Annotated in this window: 6 protein-coding genes, 2 tRNA genes and 3 rRNA genes; 5 read left to right on the forward strand and 6 right to left on the reverse strand. The window is 31.6% G+C overall.

What is annotated here, in order from left to right:
* Positions 1-96: 96 nt before the first annotated feature.
* Entirely contained in the window at positions 97-4,416 is a 4,320-nt protein-coding gene (gene dnaE, locus H0H51_RS01605; protein ID WP_185876600.1) for a DNA polymerase III subunit alpha, read from the reverse strand.
* Positions 4,417-4,599: 183 nt separating this feature from the next.
* Between dnaE and rpsA the strand changes: the two genes are divergently transcribed.
* Complete coding sequence (gene rpsA / locus H0H51_RS01610) at positions 4,600-6,417, forward strand: 30S ribosomal protein S1 (protein ID WP_185876601.1); 1,818 nt, start codon at positions 4,600-4,602, stop codon at positions 6,415-6,417.
* A 21-nt stretch (positions 6,418-6,438) separates the two neighbouring features.
* On the forward strand, positions 6,439-8,151 hold the full coding sequence (locus H0H51_RS01615; RefSeq protein ID WP_185876602.1) for a ribonucleoside-diphosphate reductase subunit alpha: 1,713 nt from the start codon (positions 6,439-6,441) through the stop codon (positions 8,149-8,151).
* A gap of 72 nt (positions 8,152-8,223) precedes the next feature.
* Here H0H51_RS01615 and rrf read toward each other — a convergent pair.
* From rrf to H0H51_RS01640, 5 genes are all read right to left on the reverse strand, one after another.
* Positions 8,224-8,333, reverse strand: a 5S ribosomal RNA gene (gene rrf, locus H0H51_RS01620).
* An 88-nt stretch (positions 8,334-8,421) separates the two neighbouring features.
* A 23S ribosomal RNA gene (locus H0H51_RS03030) occupies positions 8,422-11,298 on the reverse strand.
* A 2,072-nt stretch (positions 11,299-13,370) separates the two neighbouring features.
* A tRNA-Ala gene (locus tag H0H51_RS01630) sits at positions 13,371-13,444 on the reverse strand.
* A gap of 22 nt (positions 13,445-13,466) precedes the next feature.
* Positions 13,467-13,540, reverse strand: a tRNA-Ile gene (locus H0H51_RS01635).
* A gap of 129 nt (positions 13,541-13,669) precedes the next feature.
* Positions 13,670-15,210 (reverse strand): 16S ribosomal RNA (locus tag H0H51_RS01640).
* A 301-nt stretch (positions 15,211-15,511) separates the two neighbouring features.
* Here H0H51_RS01640 and queA point away from each other — a divergent pair.
* The 3 genes from queA to topA all read left to right on the forward strand — a co-directional run bounded on the left by queA (position 15,512) and on the right by topA (position 19,749).
* Positions 15,512-16,555 carry a tRNA preQ1(34) S-adenosylmethionine ribosyltransferase-isomerase QueA gene (gene queA, locus H0H51_RS01645; protein WP_185876603.1) on the forward strand — a complete coding sequence of 348 codons (1,044 nt, stop codon included), beginning with the start codon at positions 15,512-15,514 and terminating at the stop codon, positions 16,553-16,555.
* A gap of 78 nt (positions 16,556-16,633) precedes the next feature.
* Positions 16,634-17,611 (forward strand): polyprenyl synthetase family protein, encoded by a 978-nt coding sequence (locus tag H0H51_RS01650; protein WP_185876604.1) that lies wholly within the window; start codon positions 16,634-16,636, stop codon positions 17,609-17,611.
* Positions 17,612-17,634: 23 nt separating this feature from the next.
* Complete coding sequence (gene topA / locus H0H51_RS01655) at positions 17,635-19,749, forward strand: type I DNA topoisomerase (RefSeq protein WP_185876605.1); 2,115 nt, start codon at positions 17,635-17,637, stop codon at positions 19,747-19,749.
* Positions 19,750-19,752 lie beyond the last annotated feature (3 nt).

Below are 19,752 nucleotides of genomic sequence, written 5' to 3' on the forward strand. Positions count from 1 at the left end.
ACAAGTTATACATACATGTACCTTAAACTTTTTAAAACAAACATACAAATTTAACAAAGTCTTTTTAATTTAAACAAGTCTTTATATAGATTATCATTAATTGATGTTTAAAAAAAAATGTAATCCATTAATTTTTTCTAACTTTTTTAAAAAATTAGAATTAATATTCACCCCATACTTTATAGATTCAAAATCTAGAAAGATTTTACTTTCTTTATCAGAAAGAATAACACTCAATTTTTTATATCCATTTTTTCTAGAAATTAATTTTTCGACACTGTTAATAATTCTACTGTTTAAATCATTAATATTAATGTTTATTATCAATTGATGCACTAACTTAGTGAGTACGTTGTTCACATTTTCTATATGTAGAACATTTATTTTTTGTTCTTTATATTTCAAATTTTTAATAAAGACAATTAAATATAATAATCTTTTTTTTGATAGAAGAGGTTCATATTTTAAATATTTTTTTCCACAACTTAAAAAATCTTTATAAGAATTATAATCTTCTAATAAAAAAATACCATATTTTATTCCACTTTTTATATATGTTTTTTTTTCCATTCTAGATAGAATTCCACATATACGAATTCTATTTCCAAAACTAGTAAATTCTTTATTTGCCTTGTCTAATAAAGGTAGATTAGTGAAATATTTTATTTCATGACTATAATCATCTAGATAATGTGTAGAAGTAGTATAAATACCTAACATTTCTTTATTATCAGATAATTTTTTATTATTACATTTTTTAATAATAGATTGATTTATTTTATTAATACTATTATTTTTTTTTTCTTTTTGAAATTTTGATCCAAATCGAATAATTTTTTCTAAAATACTTAATTTATCATTAGACTTAACATAAAAATATTGTTTTTTATTTATATTAAAACAATCTAATGAACCAGATAAAATCAAACTTTCCATAGTTTTTTTATTCACAACACGCAAATCAATTCTTTTTACAAGATCAAAAATAGAAGTGTATGGTCCATTTTTATTCCTTTCATTAAGAATAACTCTTACAGCATTTTTTCCAACTCCTTTAATTCCTGTAAGGCCAAAACGAATTTGGTTAGAATTTGTAACTTCAAAAAAAGAATCACTTTCATTAATATCTGGATTAATAACAGATATATTATTTTTTTTACATTCTTCTATGAAAAAAGTAAGCTGTTTTATATCATGCATATTACTGCTTAACACAGAAGCCATATATTCATGTGGAAAATGAGCTTTTAAATAAGCAGTTTGAAAAGCTATATAAGCATAACATGTAGCATGAGATTTATTGAAAGCATAACAAGAAAAATATTCCCAATCTTTCCATATTTTTTCTAATATTTTTTGAGAATACCCTTTTTTCAAAGCAGTTTCAATAAACTGGTTCCTCATTTTATTCAGAAGTTTTTTCTGTTTTTTCCCCATAGCTATTCTAAGAAAATCCGCATCTCCTCTACTAAAATTAGCTATTTTTTGAGCAATTAACATTACCTGTTCTTGATATACGGTTATTCCATAAGTTTCTTTTAAAAATTCTTCCATTTCTGGTAAATCATAGGTAATAGCTTCTTTTCCATGTTTTCTAGATATAAAATTAGGAATGTATTGCATAGGTCCAGGCCTATATAATGCATTCATTGCTATTAAATCATTAAACTTATCAGGTTTTAATTGACGCAAATATTTTTGCATTCCTGGAGACTCATATTGAAAAATTGCTACGGTTTTTCCTTCTTGGAAAAGAGAATAAGTTTTTTCGTCTTTCAAAGAAAAAGAAAAATCTTTAATATTTTTGTGTCTTTTTTTTATAAGATTAATAGCATTTTTAATGATAGTAAGAGTTTTTAAACCTAAAAAGTCCATTTTTAGTAATCCAACATGTTCTACAACATGATTATCAAATTGTGTAAGTAATAAATCGGATTCTTTGGATACAGAAACGGGAATATACTCTTTAATATTGTACGGACTTATAATAAGTCCACAAGCATGTACTCCTGTGCTCCTTATAGTACCTTCCAAAATCTTTGCTTGATGCAATACTTTTCCTTTCAAATCGTTTTTATTTCTCGCTATACTTCTTAATTTTAAGATATTATTTTTATCTCCTTTGTTAACATTAGTTTTATCTATGGAATAATTTTCTGATAAAATAGTTTTTAAAGAAAACATATTCGGAACCATTTTTGCTAAAGTATCTGTTTCTCTTAAAGGTAAATTCAAGACACGTCCAGTATCCCTAATAGCTGATTTAGCTCCCATAGTAGAATATGTTATAATTTGTGCAACTTGATTTTTTCCATATTTTTGAACAACCCATTCAATAATCTTTTCACGTCCTTTATCATCAAAATCAATATCAATATCTGGTAAAGAAATCCTATCAGGATTTAAAAATCGTTCGAAAAGAAGATTATATTTTATTGGATCTATACTTGTGATTCCTATACAATAAGCAACAACGGATCCTGCTACTGATCCTCTTCCAGGTCCAACTGAAATATTCATTTTTTTGGCCTGATGAATAAAATTTTGAACGATAAGAAAATAACCCGGATATCCAATTTTTTCTATTGTTTTTAATTCAAAAGAAATTCTATCCTTAATTTCTTCAGTAAGATTCTTATAACGTTTTTTAGCTCCTTCATAAGTAAGAGTTTTCAAAAAATGATTTTCTCCTCTATTTCCACCATCTATTTTATCTATAGGATTTTCAAAAGATTTTGGAATTTGAAATTTAGGAAGTAATATTTCATTCGATATATTATAAGATTCTACTTTATTAACTAATTCTTCTAAAAAATCAAAAGCTTCTGGAACATCAGAAAATATTACCTTCATTTTTTCTGAATCTTTAAAGTAAAATTCATGGTTAGGAAAACCTAATCTATACCCTATTCCTTTTCCTATAGGAGTTGATTGCTTTGCTCCTTTTTTTACACAAAGTAAAATATCATGTGCATTTGCTTCTCTTTGATCTAAATAAAAAGTATTATTTTGTATTATATATTTCACATGATACCTTTGAGAAAATTTCAATAAAATTTTATTAACATAATCTTCTTCTTCCAATCCATGACGTAATAACTCTATATAAAAATCATCTCCAAAAAGATCTTTCCACCATAAAAAAATTTTTTCTGCTTTTCTTTCTCCATGATTAAGAATAGTATATGGAATTTCTGCATTAAGGTCGCCAGTAAGAGCAATTAAATTTTCTTTGTATTTTTCGATTAATTTTTTACCAATTCTAGGAAATCCAGCATAAAAACCTTCTGTAAAACCAAGAGAACAAAGCTTAGATAAATTATAATATCCTTTTTTATTTTTAGATAAAAGAACTTGTAGATATCGTTTATCTGGTTCGTCTTTTGTAAATTTATTCTGTAAATAATTTTCTGAAATAAAAATTTCACAACCGACGATTCCTTTAATTGATTTTTTAGGATAATATTTTTTATTGGTAGAGTGAATAGCATTTAAAAAATGAAAAGATCCCATCATATTTCCATAATCCGTTATACCTACAGATGGCATATTAAAAAGAATAGCTCTATCAATCATTGATTGTATATCAATAGTAGAATAAAGAATAGAGAAATGGGTATGATTATGAATATGAGAATATCTTTTTTTTTTCAATTTTTCTTTTAATTCTCCTTTTAATTCTTCATATTTTTTTTTAAAATTATAATTTATTCTCTTCTTTTTTTCAGGAAAAGAAAAAAGATCAGTAATTTTAAAATCCACTATAGAATAAGAAATTTTTTTAGGAAATTTATTTCTGAATTTTAAAATTACGTCTTCTTTAACTCCTATTTCTCGATGTGAAATAACTCCAATTCGTAATAATTCTAAAAAACAACGAGCTGTAGATTTTACATCACTTGCAGAATTATGTAAATTTTGAATCTTTTCTTCAAAAAGTTTTTGGTATAATTCAGATAATGTGGGCCACTTAAATTTTTTTTTGTTTCCAGCTAAAATTTTACAAAAAGAAACAGAAATTTCTTTAGTATCTATAATCTTTTTCTTTTTGAAAGAAATATCTATTTTTTTTCTAAAAAATTCACATTCTATAACTTTTCTATCAAATTCTAAATTATGTCCAATCAAACATTGGTATTTTTCAAAATCTTCTTTAAATTTAGAAAGTACGAAATCTAAATTATATCCATATTTTTCTGCTTTATCATTGGTAATTCCATGAATTTTGAAAGCGTTAAAAGGAATATCATAATGATCTGGTTTTACAATGAAATTTTCAGATTTTATTAAATCTCCTAAAACGTCATGAATCTGCCATGAAAATTGTACAATTCTTGGCCAAGAATCCGTTCGATTAATTGGAAAATTATAGGATATAGGCAATCCTGTTGTTTCTGTATCAACAATGAGGTACATTTTATATTTTGAATTAGTAGAAAAAGTTACTGAAAAATTATTAGTTTTGTATTGTCTATTTTTTTATAAAAAACAAAATAAGAATATTTAATTCTATTTCCTAATATCTATATATATTCATAATTAAATGGTTCTTTATTATGGATTTATATGGATAAAAAATAGTAAAAAAAATAATAAATTATGTCTAATCAACTCGAAAAAGTAAAGAGAAAAGTATCCGATTTGTCTCATAATGACAAATTAAATGATCAAGAAAAAGTAATAAAAAGTTTCGATTGGACGAAATACGAAACTCATTTAAATAATGAGATACAGGAAGAAAGAAAAAAACTAGAAGAATTTTATACAAAAAATTTACCTGATATTAAAGAGTTGGAAATATATCAAGGGACAGTGACATTTATTTCAGATAGAACTGTTATTGTAGATATTGGTTTTAAAGCAGAAGGGGCTATTCCTATAAGCGAATTTAGAGAAAACTCTAATGTTCAACAACTTCAACCTGGAAGTAAAATAGAAGTCATGGTTGTGAAAATAGATTATAAAGGACAATGTATCCTTTCTTATCAAAAAGCAAAAATGTTAAGAAATTGGCAAAGAATTAATGAAGCGTACGAAAAGTCAGAAGTTATATTAGGATACGTTGCTGCTAGAACAAAAGGTGGATTAATTATTGAAATATTTAATATAGAGTGCTTTTTACCTGGATCACATATAAACGTTAAACCTGTAAGAGATTATGATATTTATGTAGGAAAGACTATGGAAGTTAAAGTTGTTAAAATTAACTCAAAAACAAAGAACGTTGTTGTATCTCATAAAGTATTGATAGAAAGAGATATAGAAGAACAAAAAAAGGAAATGATATCTAAATTAGATAAAGGGCAGGTATTAGAGGGAAAAGTAAAAAATATTCTTCCTTACGGAGCATTCGTAGATTTGGGAGGAGTAGATGCTTTGCTTCATATTACAGATATGAGTTGGCCACATATAAATCATCCCACAGAAATCGTTCAATTAGACCAGGAATTAAAATTTGTAGTTTTAGGTGTAGATAAAGAAAAAAATCGTGTTCAATTAGGACTGAAACAATTACAACCTCACCCTTGGAACTCTTTAGACAAAAATTTAAAAGTTGGAAGTAAAGTCAAAGGAAAAGTAACTGTTTTAGCTGATTATGGAGCTTTTGTAGAAATTATTCCAGGAGTAGAAGCTTTACTACATATTAGCGAAATGTCTTGGTCAACTGATTTTTCATCTACTCAAGATTTTGTACAAATAGGAGATGAATTAGAAGCTATAATTTTGACTATAGATCGTCAAGAAAGAAAAATATCTTTAAGTGTAAAACAACTTACTCCAGATCCTTGGATTAACATACAAAGTAAATACCCTATAGGGTCAAAACATATTGGAATTGTTAAAAAATTTACAAATTTTGGAGTTTTTTTAGAATTAGAAAAAGGAATATCTGGAATTATTTATACAAATGATCTTTCTTGGATTAAGAGAATCAAACATTCTTCTGAATTTTGTAATATAAACGATAAATTAGAATGCATTGTACTTTCTTTGGATTCTCAATCTAGAAGGCTTAATTTAGGACACAAACAATTGGTAGAAAATCCATGGAATAAATATGAAAAAAATTATTATACAGGAAGTATTCATGATGGAATGATATCAAAATTATTTGATAAAGGTGCTTCTATTAGATTTATAAAAGATCAAGAAATAGAAGCATTTTCCCCATTACGTTTTTTAGAAAAAAAAGATGGAACAATTCTTAAAAAAGGAGAAATAGCTAGTTTTAAAATAATAGAATTCGATAAAGAATCAAAAAAAATTGTTGTTTCTCATACATCTACTTACCGTGATAAAGACAAAAAAAGAGAAAAACGTATAAAAAGTAGAAAATTTGAAAGATCAACTCTTGGGGATATAGAAGGATTGGCAAAGTTGAAAGAAAAAATAGAAAAAGAAAAAAATCAGAAATAGGTCTTTTATTAAAGAAAAAAAATGAAAACACACCCTATTGCAGAAAAAGAAGGATGGAAAGTTGAAAAAGACTTTCCTGTTTGGGCTAATAATGAATTATATTTGACTACAATTACAGGTGGATATTTACTAGATGGAGAAACTCCATTTGAAGCATATAAAAGACTAGCTAAAAATGCAGCAAAAATTCTTAAGAAACCAAAAATAGAAAAAGAATTTTTTAACATTTTTTGGAAAGGATGGCTTATTCCTTCTACGCCAGTTATGGTAAATCTAGGAACAGAAAAAGGATTACCTATTAGTTGTTTTTCAGGAAGAATTGGAGATAGTATGTATGAAATATACAGAAAAAACTTAGAAATGGCGATTTTAAGCAAACATGGAGGAGGAACATCATATGATTTTAGTTTAGTTAGATCTATAGGAAGTCCTATAAAAAATGGAACATTGGGAGTTTCTGACGGTATTATTCCTTTTATAAAATCATACGATAGTACAATTGTGGCTAGTAAACAAGGTAGGACACGAAGAGGTGCTGTAGCTATTTATTTAAATATAGAACATAAAGAATATCCAGAATTTATGAGAATAAGAGAACCTAAAGGAGATGTTAATCGTCAATGTCATAATGTTCATCAAGGTGTAATAATTTCTAATTCTTTTATGGAAAAAGTTTTGAAAAGAAATGGGAAAGAACGAATTCTTTGGATAAATACTCTTAAAGAACGTGTGAAAACTGGAGAGCCGTATCTTTTTTTTGAGGATAATGCTAATAAAAATCTTCCTGATAATTGGAAAAAACATGGATTAAGAATACATCATAGTAATCTTTGTTCGGAAATTATGTTGCCTACAGATGAAAATCATACGCTTGTATGTTGTCTTTCTTCTTTAAATCTTTATAAGTATATAGAATGGAAAAATACGAAAACTGTTTTTTATGCTATTTTATTTCTTGATGCTGTTTTACAAGAATTTATTGATAAGGGAAAGAATATAAAGGGAATTGAGGATGCTGTTCGTTTTGCAGAAAAAAGTAGAGCTTTAGGTCTAGGTGCATTAGGTTGGCATTCTTATTTACAATCTAATATGATTCCTTTTATCTCTGTTAAATCTGAAATATTAACGCATAATATATTTAGGGAAATACAATCAGAATCTCAAAAAGCTACTCAATATTTAGCTAAAGAATATGGAGAATCTGAATGGAATATAGGAACAGGAAAAAGGAATTTAACTGTAATGGCAATAGCCCCAAATAGAAGTTCTGCTAAATTAGCTGGGGGGCTCTCTCAAGGAGTAGAACCTTTAGCCGCAAATATTTATGTAGATGATGATTCAAAAGGAATGCATATTCGAAAAAATCCTTATTTGGAAAATATACTTATAAAAAATGGATATAATCTTCCAGAAGTTTGGGAACAAATAGCTAATGAAAAAGGATCCTGTCTTGGATTAAAAGCTCTTAATGAAGAACAAAAAAATGTTTTTAGATGTTTTAAAGAAATCAATCAATTGGAATTACTTAAACAAGCTCGTATACGGCAAAAATATATTGATCAAGGTCAAAGTATTAATCTTTCTTTTCATCAAAACACTCCTGCGAAATACATAAATAAGGTTCATCTTGAAGCTTGGAAAATAGGATTAAAAAGTCTTTATTATTATAGAAGTGAAAGTATTCTCCGCGCAGAAACAAAAAATAGAGATTTATACTCAGAAAGTATGCTCTAGTAAGTAGATTCTAATTATTTTATTTTCTTCGCTTTTTACTTTTTTTTTTGAAAATAGTGTAGTAGTATTAGAAATGGGCGGCGACTTACTCTCCCGGAATAACCAGTACCATCAGCGCAAATATGTTTCACTTCTCTGTTCGGAATGGGAAGAGGTGGGACCATATTGCCATAACCACCCAATTTAAAAAAATTGTTTTTTATAGTTTAATTTTTCATTTTTATTTTTAAAAATGACATGACATAATATACATTTCAAGGAATATAATAAAACTTACGGGTAATTAGTACTACTTAGCTATGACATTACTGCCTTTACACTTATAGCCTATCAACGTTGTCATCTGCAACGACCCTTTATAAAGAAGCCTAATCTTGTGGTGAGTTTCGCACTTATATGCTTTCAGTGCTTATCTCTTCCGAACTTAGCTACTCAGCGATGCACCTGGCGATACAACTGATACACCAGAGGTTCGTCCAATTCGGTCCTCTCGTACTAGAATCAGGTCCACTCAAGCTTCTAACGCTCGCAATAGATAGAGACCGAACTGTCTCACGACGTTCTGAACCCAGCTCGCGTGCCACTTTAATGGGCGAACAGCCCAACCCTTGGGACCTTCTTCAGCCCCAGGATGTGACGAGCCGACATCGAGGTGCCGAACCTCCCCGTCGATGTGAGCTCTTGGGGGAGACTAGCCTGTTATCCCCGGAGTACCTTTTATCCTTTGAGCGATGGCCCTTCCATTCGGAACCACCGGATCACTATGCCCTACTTTCGTACCTGATCGACTTGTTGGTCTCACAGTCAAGCACCCTTATGCCATTACACTCTACACACGATTACCAAACGTGTTGAGGGTACCTTTGGGAGCCTCCGTTACTTTTTTGGAGGCGACCACCCCAGTCAAACTACCCACCACGCAATGTTCTCAACTTTTATAATTGAGTTAGATTTCAACTAAAAAAAGGGTGGTATTTCAAGGACAACTCCACATTACCTAGCGACAATGCTTCAATGTTTCCCACCTATCCTACACATTTTTCAATCAAAATCAATACGAAGCTATAGTAAAGGTTCACGGGGTCTTTTCGTCCCATTGCGAGTAATCGGCATCTTCACCGATATTACAATTTCACCGAGCTCACGGCTGAGACAGTTTCCAGATCGTTACACCATTCGTGCAGGTCGGAACTTACCCGACAAGGAATTTCGCTACCTTAGGACCGTTATAGTTACGGCCGCCGTTTACTGGGGCTTCAGTTGAAAGCTTTGTCGAAACTTACTTTCTTCTTTAACCTTCCAGTACTGGGCAGGTGTCAGACCCTATACATCATTTTTCAATTTAGCAGAGTCCTATGTTTTTGATAAACAGTCGCCTGGAACTCTTCACTGCGGCCTTTCTAAAAAAGGCTACCTTTCTTCCGAAGTTACAGGTTTATTTTGCCTAGTTCCTTAGCCGTGAATCACTCGAGCACCTTAGGATTCTCTCCTCAACTACCTGTGTCGGTTTTGGTACGGATTCCTTTTACCTGAAGCTTAGAGGTTTTTCTTGGAAGCTCTTACCTGCTCTATCCACTTCCCCAAAGGGTTATGGTACTATCATAGATCAGCAAAATATACGGATTTTCCAATATATTTTATACCTAACTATTTCAACGTACACTTCCGTCCGTACGCGTCAGTTTCATAGCTCCGTCCCCTCGATCGCAATAAAAGAAAGTACCGGAATATTAACCGGTTTTCCATCGATTACACCTTTCGGTTTCACCTTAGGATCCGACTAACCCTCAGCTGATTAACATAGCTGAGGAACCCTTAGTTTTTCGGTGTGCGGGTTTCTCACCCGCATTATCGTTACTTATACCTACATTTTCTTTTGTAATAGCTCCACAATATTTTACAACACAGCTTCTACGCCATTACAATGCTCCCCTACCGATTGATTTTTTAATAATCAATCCCATAGTTTCGGTGATATATTTATGCCCGATTATTATCCATGCTCAATCACTCGACTAGTGAGCTGTTACGCACTCTTTAAATGAATAGCTGCTTCCAAGCTAACATCCTAGCTGTCTGAGTAACTGAACTTCGTTAGTTCAACTTAATATATACTTGGGGACCTTAACTGATGGTCTGGGTTGTTTCCCTCTCGGACATGGACCTTAGCACCCATGCCCTCACTACCGTGAAACATAATAACAGCATTCGGAGTTTGTCAGGAATTAGTAGGTGATGAAACCCCTTCATCCAATCAGTAGCTCTACCTCTGTATTACTTTAAACACGATGCTGCACCTAAATGCATTTCGGGGAGTACGAGCTATCTCCGAGTTTGATTGGCCTTTCACCCCTACCCACAAGTCATCCGAAGACTTTTCAACGTCAACCGGTTCGGTCCTCCACTATGTGTTACCACAGCTTCAACCTGCTCATGGGTAGATCACTCGGTTTCGCGTCTAATACTTCCGACTATACGCCCTATTCAGACTCGCTTTCGCTACGGCTTCATAGCTGAACTATTTAACCTTGCCGGAAAAATTAACTCGTAGGTTCATTATGCAAAAGGCACATCGTCACTTCACGAAAAAGCTCCGACAGTTTGTAAGCGTATGGTTTCAGGATCTATTTCACCCTTCTATTCGAAGTACTTTTCACCTTTCCCTCACGGTACTAGTTCACTATCGGTCTCTGAGTAGTATTTAGCCTTACCGGATGGTCCCGGTAGATTCAGACAGGATTTCTCGTGTCCCGTCCTAATCAGGTTACTATTAGGTAATTTTTTTATTTCACATACAGGATTATCACCTTCTATGATAGGCCTTTCCAAACCTTTCTGCTATAAAAAAATAGTCCTTAAATATAGACCTACAACCCCATTATAGTCTATGACTATAACGGTTTGGGCTTTTCCGATTTCGCTCGCCACTACTCACGGAATCACTATTGTTTTCTTTTCCTCTAGATACTTAGATGTTTCAGTTCTCTAGGTTTGCTTTGCTTTCAACAAGCAATATCATATTATTTATTGTCTATGATAGGTTTCCCTATTCGGAAATCTGCGGATCTAATTGTATGTGCCAATCCCCGCAGCTTATCGCAGCTTATCACGTCCTTCATCGCCTCTCAGAGCCAAGGCATCCACCATACGCAGACAGTTTCCAGATCGTTACACCATTCGTGCAGGTCGGAACTTACCCGACAAGGAATTTCGCTACCTTAGGACCGTTATAGTTACGGCCGCCGTTTACTGGGGCTTCAGTTGAAAGCTTTGTCGAAACTTACTTTCTTCTTTAACCTTCCAGTACTGGGCAGGTGTCAGACCCTATACATCATTTTTCAATTTAGCAGAGTCCTATGTTTTTGATAAACAGTCGCCTGGAACTCTTCACTGCGGCCTTTCTAAAAAAGGCTACCTTTCTTCCGAAGTTACAGGTTTATTTTGCCTAGTTCCTTAGCCGTGAATCACTCGAGCACCTTAGGATTCTCTCCTCAACTACCTGTGTCGGTTTTGGTACGGATTCCTTTTACCTGAAGCTTAGAGGTTTTTCTTGGAAGCTCTTACCTGCTCTATCCACTTCCCCAAAGGGTTATGGTACTATCATAGATCAGCAAAATATACGGATTTTCCAATATATTTTATACCTAACTATTTCAACGTACACTTCCGTCCGTACGCGTCAGTTTCATAGCTCCGTCCCCTCGATCGCAATAAAAGAAAGTACCGGAATATTAACCGGTTTTCCATCGATTACACCTTTCGGTTTCACCTTAGGATCCGACTAACCCTCAGCTGATTAACATAGCTGAGGAACCCTTAGTTTTTCGGTGTGCGGGTTTCTCACCCGCATTATCGTTACTTATACCTACATTTTCTTTTGTAATAGCTCCACAATATTTTACAACACAGCTTCTACGCCATTACAATGCTCCCCTACCGATTGATTTTTTAATAATCAATCCCATAGTTTCGGTGATATATTTATGCCCGATTATTATCCATGCTCAATCACTCGACTAGTGAGCTGTTACGCACTCTTTAAATGAATAGCTGCTTCCAAGCTAACATCCTAGCTGTCTGAGTAACTGAACTTCGTTAGTTCAACTTAATATATACTTGGGGACCTTAACTGATGGTCTGGGTTGTTTCCCTCTCGGACATGGACCTTAGCACCCATGCCCTCACTACCGTGAAACATAATAACAGCATTCGGAGTTTGTCAGGAATTAGTAGGTGATGAAACCCCTTCATCCAATCAGTAGCTCTACCTCTGTATTACTTTAAACACGATGCTGCACCTAAATGCATTTCGGGGAGTACGAGCTATCTCCGAGTTTGATTGGCCTTTCACCCCTACCCACAAGTCATCCGAAGACTTTTCAACGTCAACCGGTTCGGTCCTCCACTATGTGTTACCACAGCTTCAACCTGCTCATGGGTAGATCACTCGGTTTCGCGTCTAATACTTCCGACTATACGCCCTATTCAGACTCGCTTTCGCTACGGCTTCATAGCTGAACTATTTAACCTTGCCGGAAAAATTAACTCGTAGGTTCATTATGCAAAAGGCACATCGTCACTTCACGAAAAAGCTCCGACAGTTTGTAAGCGTATGGTTTCAGGATCTATTTCACCCTTCTATTCGAAGTACTTTTCACCTTTCCCTCACGGTACTAGTTCACTATCGGTCTCTGAGTAGTATTTAGCCTTACCGGATGGTCCCGGTAGATTCAGACAGGATTTCTCGTGTCCCGTCCTAATCAGGTTACTATTAGGTAATTTTTTTATTTCACATACAGGATTATCACCTTCTATGATAGGCCTTTCCAAACCTTTCTGCTATAAAAAAATAGTCCTTAAATATAGACCTACAACCCCATTATAGTCTATGACTATAACGGTTTGGGCTTTTCCGATTTCGCTCGCCACTACTCACGGAATCACTATTGTTTTCTTTTCCTCTAGATACTTAGATGTTTCAGTTCTCTAGGTTTGCTTTGCTTTCAACAAGCAATATCATATTATTTATTGTCTATGATAGGTTTCCCTATTCGGAAATCTGCGGATCTAATTGTATGTGCCAATCCCCGCAGCTTATCGCAGCTTATCACGTCCTTCATCGCCTCTCAGAGCCAAGGCATCCACCATACGCTCTTAATTAGTTTTATATACCCTATATGTATGTATATTATGTATGTCAAAGAACATTCATTTAAAAATGGAGAATATCGGAATCGAACCGATGACCTCCTGCGTGCAAAGCAGGCGCTCTGGCCAGCTGAGCTAATCCCCCAGCCAATTCAATAAAATAATAATAGTCTCGCGCGGAATTGAACCGCGGACCTCTACATTATCAGTGTAGCGCTCTAACCATCTGAGCTACGAGACTGATATAATTATATATAATTAATCAATCTCCAATATTTAATTAGAATTTTTTTATTCTATAATAAAATAAATAAATCTAAAAAACTTCTAGCCTAATAATTAAGGATTTATCAAAAATAAATACTCTGAAAAAAGAGATGTTCCAGCCACACCTTCCGGTACGGCTACCTTGTTACGACTTAGCCCCAGTTATCGATTTTACCTTAAGCAGCTCCTTTTACGGTCACCGATTTCAGGTATCCCCGACTTCCATGGCTTGACGGGCGGTGTGTACAAGGCCCGGGAACGTATTCACCGCATCATGGCTGATATGCGATTACTAGCGATTCCAGCTTCATAGAGTCGAGTTGCAGACTCCAATCCGAACTGAGATCGGCTTTTAGAGATTAGCTTCTGATTACCCAGTAGCAACTCTTTGTACCGACCATTGTAGCACGTGTGTAGCCCAAGGTATAAGAGCCGTGATGATTTGACGTCATCCCCACCTTCCTCTCGACTTACGTCGGCAGTCTTGCTAGAGTCCCCAACATTACTTGATGGCAACTAACAATAAGGGTTGCGCTCGTTAAGGGACTTAACCCAACACCTCACGGCACGAGCTGACGACAACCATGCAGCATCTTGTACTCCGTCCGAAGACTAAACTATTTCTAGCTTATTCGTAGTACATTTAAACCTTGGTAAGGTTCCTCGCGTATCATCGAATTAAACCACATGCTCCACCGCTTGTGCGGGCCCCCGTCAATTCCTTTGAGTTTCAATCTTGCGACCGTACTCCCCAGGTGGATCACTTATCACTTTCGCTTAGTCACTGAAAAAAAACAAATCCAACAACTAGTGATCATCGTTTACGGCGTGGACTACCAGGGTATCTAATCCTGTTTGCTCCCCACGCTTTCGTGCCTCAGCGTCAGTATAGACTTAGTAACTTGCTTTCGCGATCGGTGTTCTGTGTGATATCTATGCATTTCACCGCTACACCACACATTCCAGCTACTCCAATCTCACTCAAGTTTACCAGTATCAACAGCAATTTTAACAGTTAAGCTGCAAAATTTCACTACTGACTTAATAAACCGCCTACGCACCCTTTAAACCCAATAAATCCGGATAACGCTTGTGTCCTCCGTATTACCGCGGCTGCTGGCACGGAGTTTGCCGACACTTATTCGTATAGTACATTCACAATTCCTATCACGTAAGAATCTTTATTCCTATACAAAAGCAGTTTACAACCCGTAAGGCATTCTTCCTGCACGCGGCGTGGCTGGTTCAGAGTTTCCTCCATTGACCAATATTCCTCACTGCTGCCTCCCGTAGGAGTCTGGTCCGTATCTCAGTACCAGTGTGGGGGATCGCCCTCTCAGGCCCCCTACCGATCATAGTCTTGGTAAGCTTTTACCCTACCAACTAACTAATCGGACGCACGCCCATCTTTTGCCACATTTCTGCTTTAATAATAAAATCATGCGATTCTATTATATTATAGAATATTAATCCGAGTTTCCTCAGGCTATCTTCTTGCAAAAGGCAGGTTACGTACGTGTTACGCACCCGTACGCCGGTCGCCATCAAAATCTACAAAATATAGATTTCATGCTGCCCCTCGACTTGCATGTGTTAAGCCCGCCGCTAGCGTTCATCCTGAGCCAGGATCAAACTCTCCGTTGTGAAAATTAATCTTTTTAAAGATATAAAAATCTTTAAAATGTTGTAAATCCTAAATTTACCAGGACTAGAAGCTTTTTTTATCATTTTATAAATAAAGAACAATAACAATAAAACAAAATAAACAAACAATAATTAATAAAAATAATTAAATAATTGAACAAAAGTACAATTATACATTTTTTTTATTAAATAAAGTTTTTTTTGAAAAAAAATAATCTATTTTTATATCAACAATAATATTATGTTAATTACATAAAATTTATTAGTTATACAACATTATATGCTACATAATATGCTACATATGAGAACTTCAGATTTTAATTTTGCATTTCCTTCAGACCTTCTTGCTAAATTCCCTTCTCAAGAAAGAGATGAATCTAAATTAATGGTCATTCATAGAAATAATAAGAAAATAGAACATAAACTTTTTAAAGATTTACATCAATATTTTGAAGATGGAGATACCTTTATTCTAAATAATACTAAAGTTTTTCCTGCAAGATTATTTGGTAATAAAGAAAAAACAGAGGCAAAAATAGAAGTTTTTTTACTTAGAGAATTAGATTCAGAAGATAGAACTTGGGATGTTTTAGTTGATCCTGCAAGAAAAGTAAGAGTGGGAAATAAATTAAATTTTGGATATGGACTAACGGGAGAAGTTATAGATAATACAACTTCTAGAGGAAGAATTTTACAACTTAATTTTATTGGCACACATGATGAACTTATAAAAAAAATAAAAGAATTAGGGAAAACTCCTCTTCCAAAATATATAAATAGAAATCCAGAAAAAAATGATAAAATTCGTTATCAAACTATATATGCAAAAGTAGAAGGATCAGTAGCAGCTCCAACTGCAGGATTACATTTTTCAAAACATTTACTAAAAAAATTAGAAATAAAAGGAATAAATTTAGTAGAAATCACTTTACATTTAGGATTAGGAAGCTTTTTTCCTGTAGAAGTGGAAGATATATCAAAACATAAGATGGATTCTGAAAAATGTTTTATAAATAAGGAAACATGTTGCATAATAAATCATGCCATACAAAAAAAAAAACGAATTTGTGCTGTAGGAACTTCCTCTATGCGAGCAATAGAAAGCTCAGTATCATCTAACAAAAATTTAAATCCTTTTTATGGATGGACTAATAAATTTATTTTTCCTCCTTACAATTTCAGTATTGCTAATGCTATGATTACAAATTTTCATATGCCAAAATCAACATTGATTATGATGACAGCAGCGTTTACCGGTTTTGAATTGCTAATGAAAGCATATCAAATAGCGATTCAAGAAAAATATAGATTTTATTCTTATGGAGATGCTATGTTAATTTTATAACAATTTTATTCTAATAAAAAAACCTTGATAATAATTTTTTTTGAAAAAATTTAGAATGTTTTCTTAATTAAGAAGATTATGAAAATAATTTTAGAGAAAATAAAAGAACCTATAAAGAAAGAAATTGAAGAATTTGAAAAACAATTTTTTGATGTAATCAAAAGTAATATTTCCCTTATTAATCAAATAAATAATTATTTAACTCATAGAAAAGGAAAATTAATTCGTCCTATATTTGTTTTTCTAATAGCTAAAATGTTAGGAGGAATACAAAAAAAAACATATCATACTGCTTGTTTAATAGAATTAATACATACAGCAACAATTGTTCACGATGATGTTATAGATAACAGTTCTATTCGTCGTGGATCTTTTTCTATTAATGCAATATGGAAAAATAAAACAGCTGTTTTGATAGGAGATTATTTACTATCTAAAAGTCTTTTATTAGCTACAAATAACAATTACAACGATCTTTTAAAGATTATTTGCAAAACTATCCATAATATGAGTGAAGGAGAATTGTTGCAAATAGAAGAATCTAAAAAATTAAATATTACCGAAAAAATTTATAATCAAATAATTTATTATAAAACAGCAAGTTTAATTTCTGCTTCCTGTGAAGGTGGCGCTCGTTCGGTTAATGCCGATAAAAAAACAATACTAAAAATGAGAAAATTTGGAATTTTTACTGGTATAGCATTTCAAATTAAAGATGATTTATTTGATTATGAAGATAAAAATAATAATTTTACAGGAAAACCTATAGGAGTAGATTTAAAAGAAAGAAAAATAACACTTCCACTAATTTATACCATTAAAAATGCTTCAAAAAAAGACCAAAAATGTATACTGGACTCTATAAAAAATTATGATGACAAAAAAAGAAATCAAATAATTTACTATGTAAAAAAATATGGAGGATTAGAATATGCCACTAAAAAAATGATAAATTTTCGTAATAATGCACTAAAAATTTTAGAGAGTTATTCAGAAGGAACTATCAGAAAAACATTAGAGATAATGGTTAATTTCATTATTGAAAGAAATCAATAAAGATCTAATTAATTTTTTAATTAATGAAAGACAATTTAGTTATAGTAGAGTCCCCAAAAAAAGCTGATACTATTCAAGTATTCTTAGGAAAAGACTATTATGTAGTATCTAGTTATGGTCATATCGTAGATCTTCCAGAAAAAGAGATAGGAATTAAGATAGAAGAAAACTTTGAACCTAATTATGTTATTTTATCAAAAAAACGGAAAATAGTTAAAAGTTTAAAAAACTTAATAAAGAATTATAAGATTATATGGTTAGCCTCTGATGAGGATAGAGAAGGAGAAGCTATTGCTTACCAAATTTGCAAAACTTTCAATCTTACAAAAGAAAGATACAGAAGAATAGTTTTTCACGAAATTACAAAAAAAGCCATTTTTAATGCTATAAAAAATCCAAGATCTATTAATTATAATTTAGTTTATGCTCAACAAGCAAGGCGAATTTTAGATAGATTAGTAGGATTTGAATTATCTCCTATATTATGGAAAAAAGTTAAAAAAGGATTATCTGCAGGAAGAGTTCAATCTGCAGCATTAAAACTTATAGTGGAAAAAGAAAAAAAAATCAAAAATATTTTTTCTATACCAACTTATCAAGTATATGGAACATTTACAAATGAAAAAAAAATAGTTATTAATGCAAAATTAGAAAAAAAAATTGAAGATAAAGATAAAATGAAAAACATTTTATTATCATGTATAAATAGTGTTTTTACAGTTGATAAAATTCTTATTAAGAACGAAAAGTTATCTCCTATTCCTCCATTTACAACTTCTTCTTTACAACAAGAAGCTTACAAAAAGCTAAATTTTTCTATATCAAAAACTATGTTTCTAGCACAAAAATTGTATGAAACGGGATTTATTACATATATCCGTACGGATAGTACTAACTTATCAAAAGATATTTTGACAGAAATAAAAAATTTTATACTTTCTTCTTATGGAAAAGAATATTTATCTATAAAAGAATTTTCAAAAACAGGAAAATTTTCCCAAGAAGCTCATGAATCTATTCATCCTACTGTAATTGATTATGGTAATAATAAAAATTATTTAAAATCTTTAGATATTTTTCAAAAAAGACTTTATCAACTTATATGGGATCGTACTATTATGGGTCAAATGAAAGATCCTGTTATAGAAAAAAAAATTTTTTATATTCAATCATCTTGTTTTAAGGATCACTTTATTTTTACAAAAAAAACTATTTTATTTGATGGTTTTTTAAAAATAAAAAATCAAAAAAAAGAGGCATCTGAAATTTTTGAAATAAAAAAAGGATCTTTTTTATTAAAAAAAGAAATCACAGCAAAACAAATTTTTACCAATCAGATATATAGATATAATGAAGCTTCTTTAGTTAAAGATTTAGAAAAATTAGGAATAGGACGACCATCCACTTATGTTCCTATAATTTCTACTATCCAAAAAAGAAATTATGTAATTATACAAAAAATTTTAAAAAAGATAAAAACAAGAAAAAATTTCTTTTTAAAAGAAGATTCTATTATAGAAAAAAATGAAAAAATTACAGAATTTGAAAAAAATAAATTTTTTCCTACACAAATAGGAGTTGTAACTACTGATTTTTTGAAGAAAAATTTTGAAAAAATAGTAGATTATAATTTTACAGCAAATTTAGAGGAAAGTTTTGATAAAATAGCTAAGGGAAAAGAAATTTGGACTGATATTATTAAAAATTTTTATAAAGAATTTCATCAAAAAATACAGTATGTTAAGGATCATGTAAATAAAATAAAAAAAGAATATTTTCTTGGAGTTGACCCTAAATCAAATAGAAAAATTTTTTCTAAAATTGCTCGTTTTGGAGCTGTTGTTCAAATGGGAGAATTTAAAGATAAAGAAAAACCTAAATTTTCTCCTTTATTGAATAGTCAAGAAATCAATACTATTTCTCTTAAGGAAGCTTTAAAAATTCTTGAATTACCTAAATCTTTAGGAATTTTTGAAAAAGAAGAAGTTTTATTAAAGATAAATAGATACAATATCTATATTAAACATAAAAAACAATCAATTCCAATTGATAATAAGTTGTTTTTTGGCTCAAACTCACTAAATATAGACCAAGCTATTAAAATTATAATTGAAAATCGAAAAAATAATAATAATTGATAT

The organism is Blattabacterium cuenoti, from assembly GCF_014251995.1.
Taxonomy (GTDB): Bacteria; Bacteroidota; Bacteroidia; order Flavobacteriales; family Blattabacteriaceae; genus Blattabacterium; species Blattabacterium cuenoti_AE.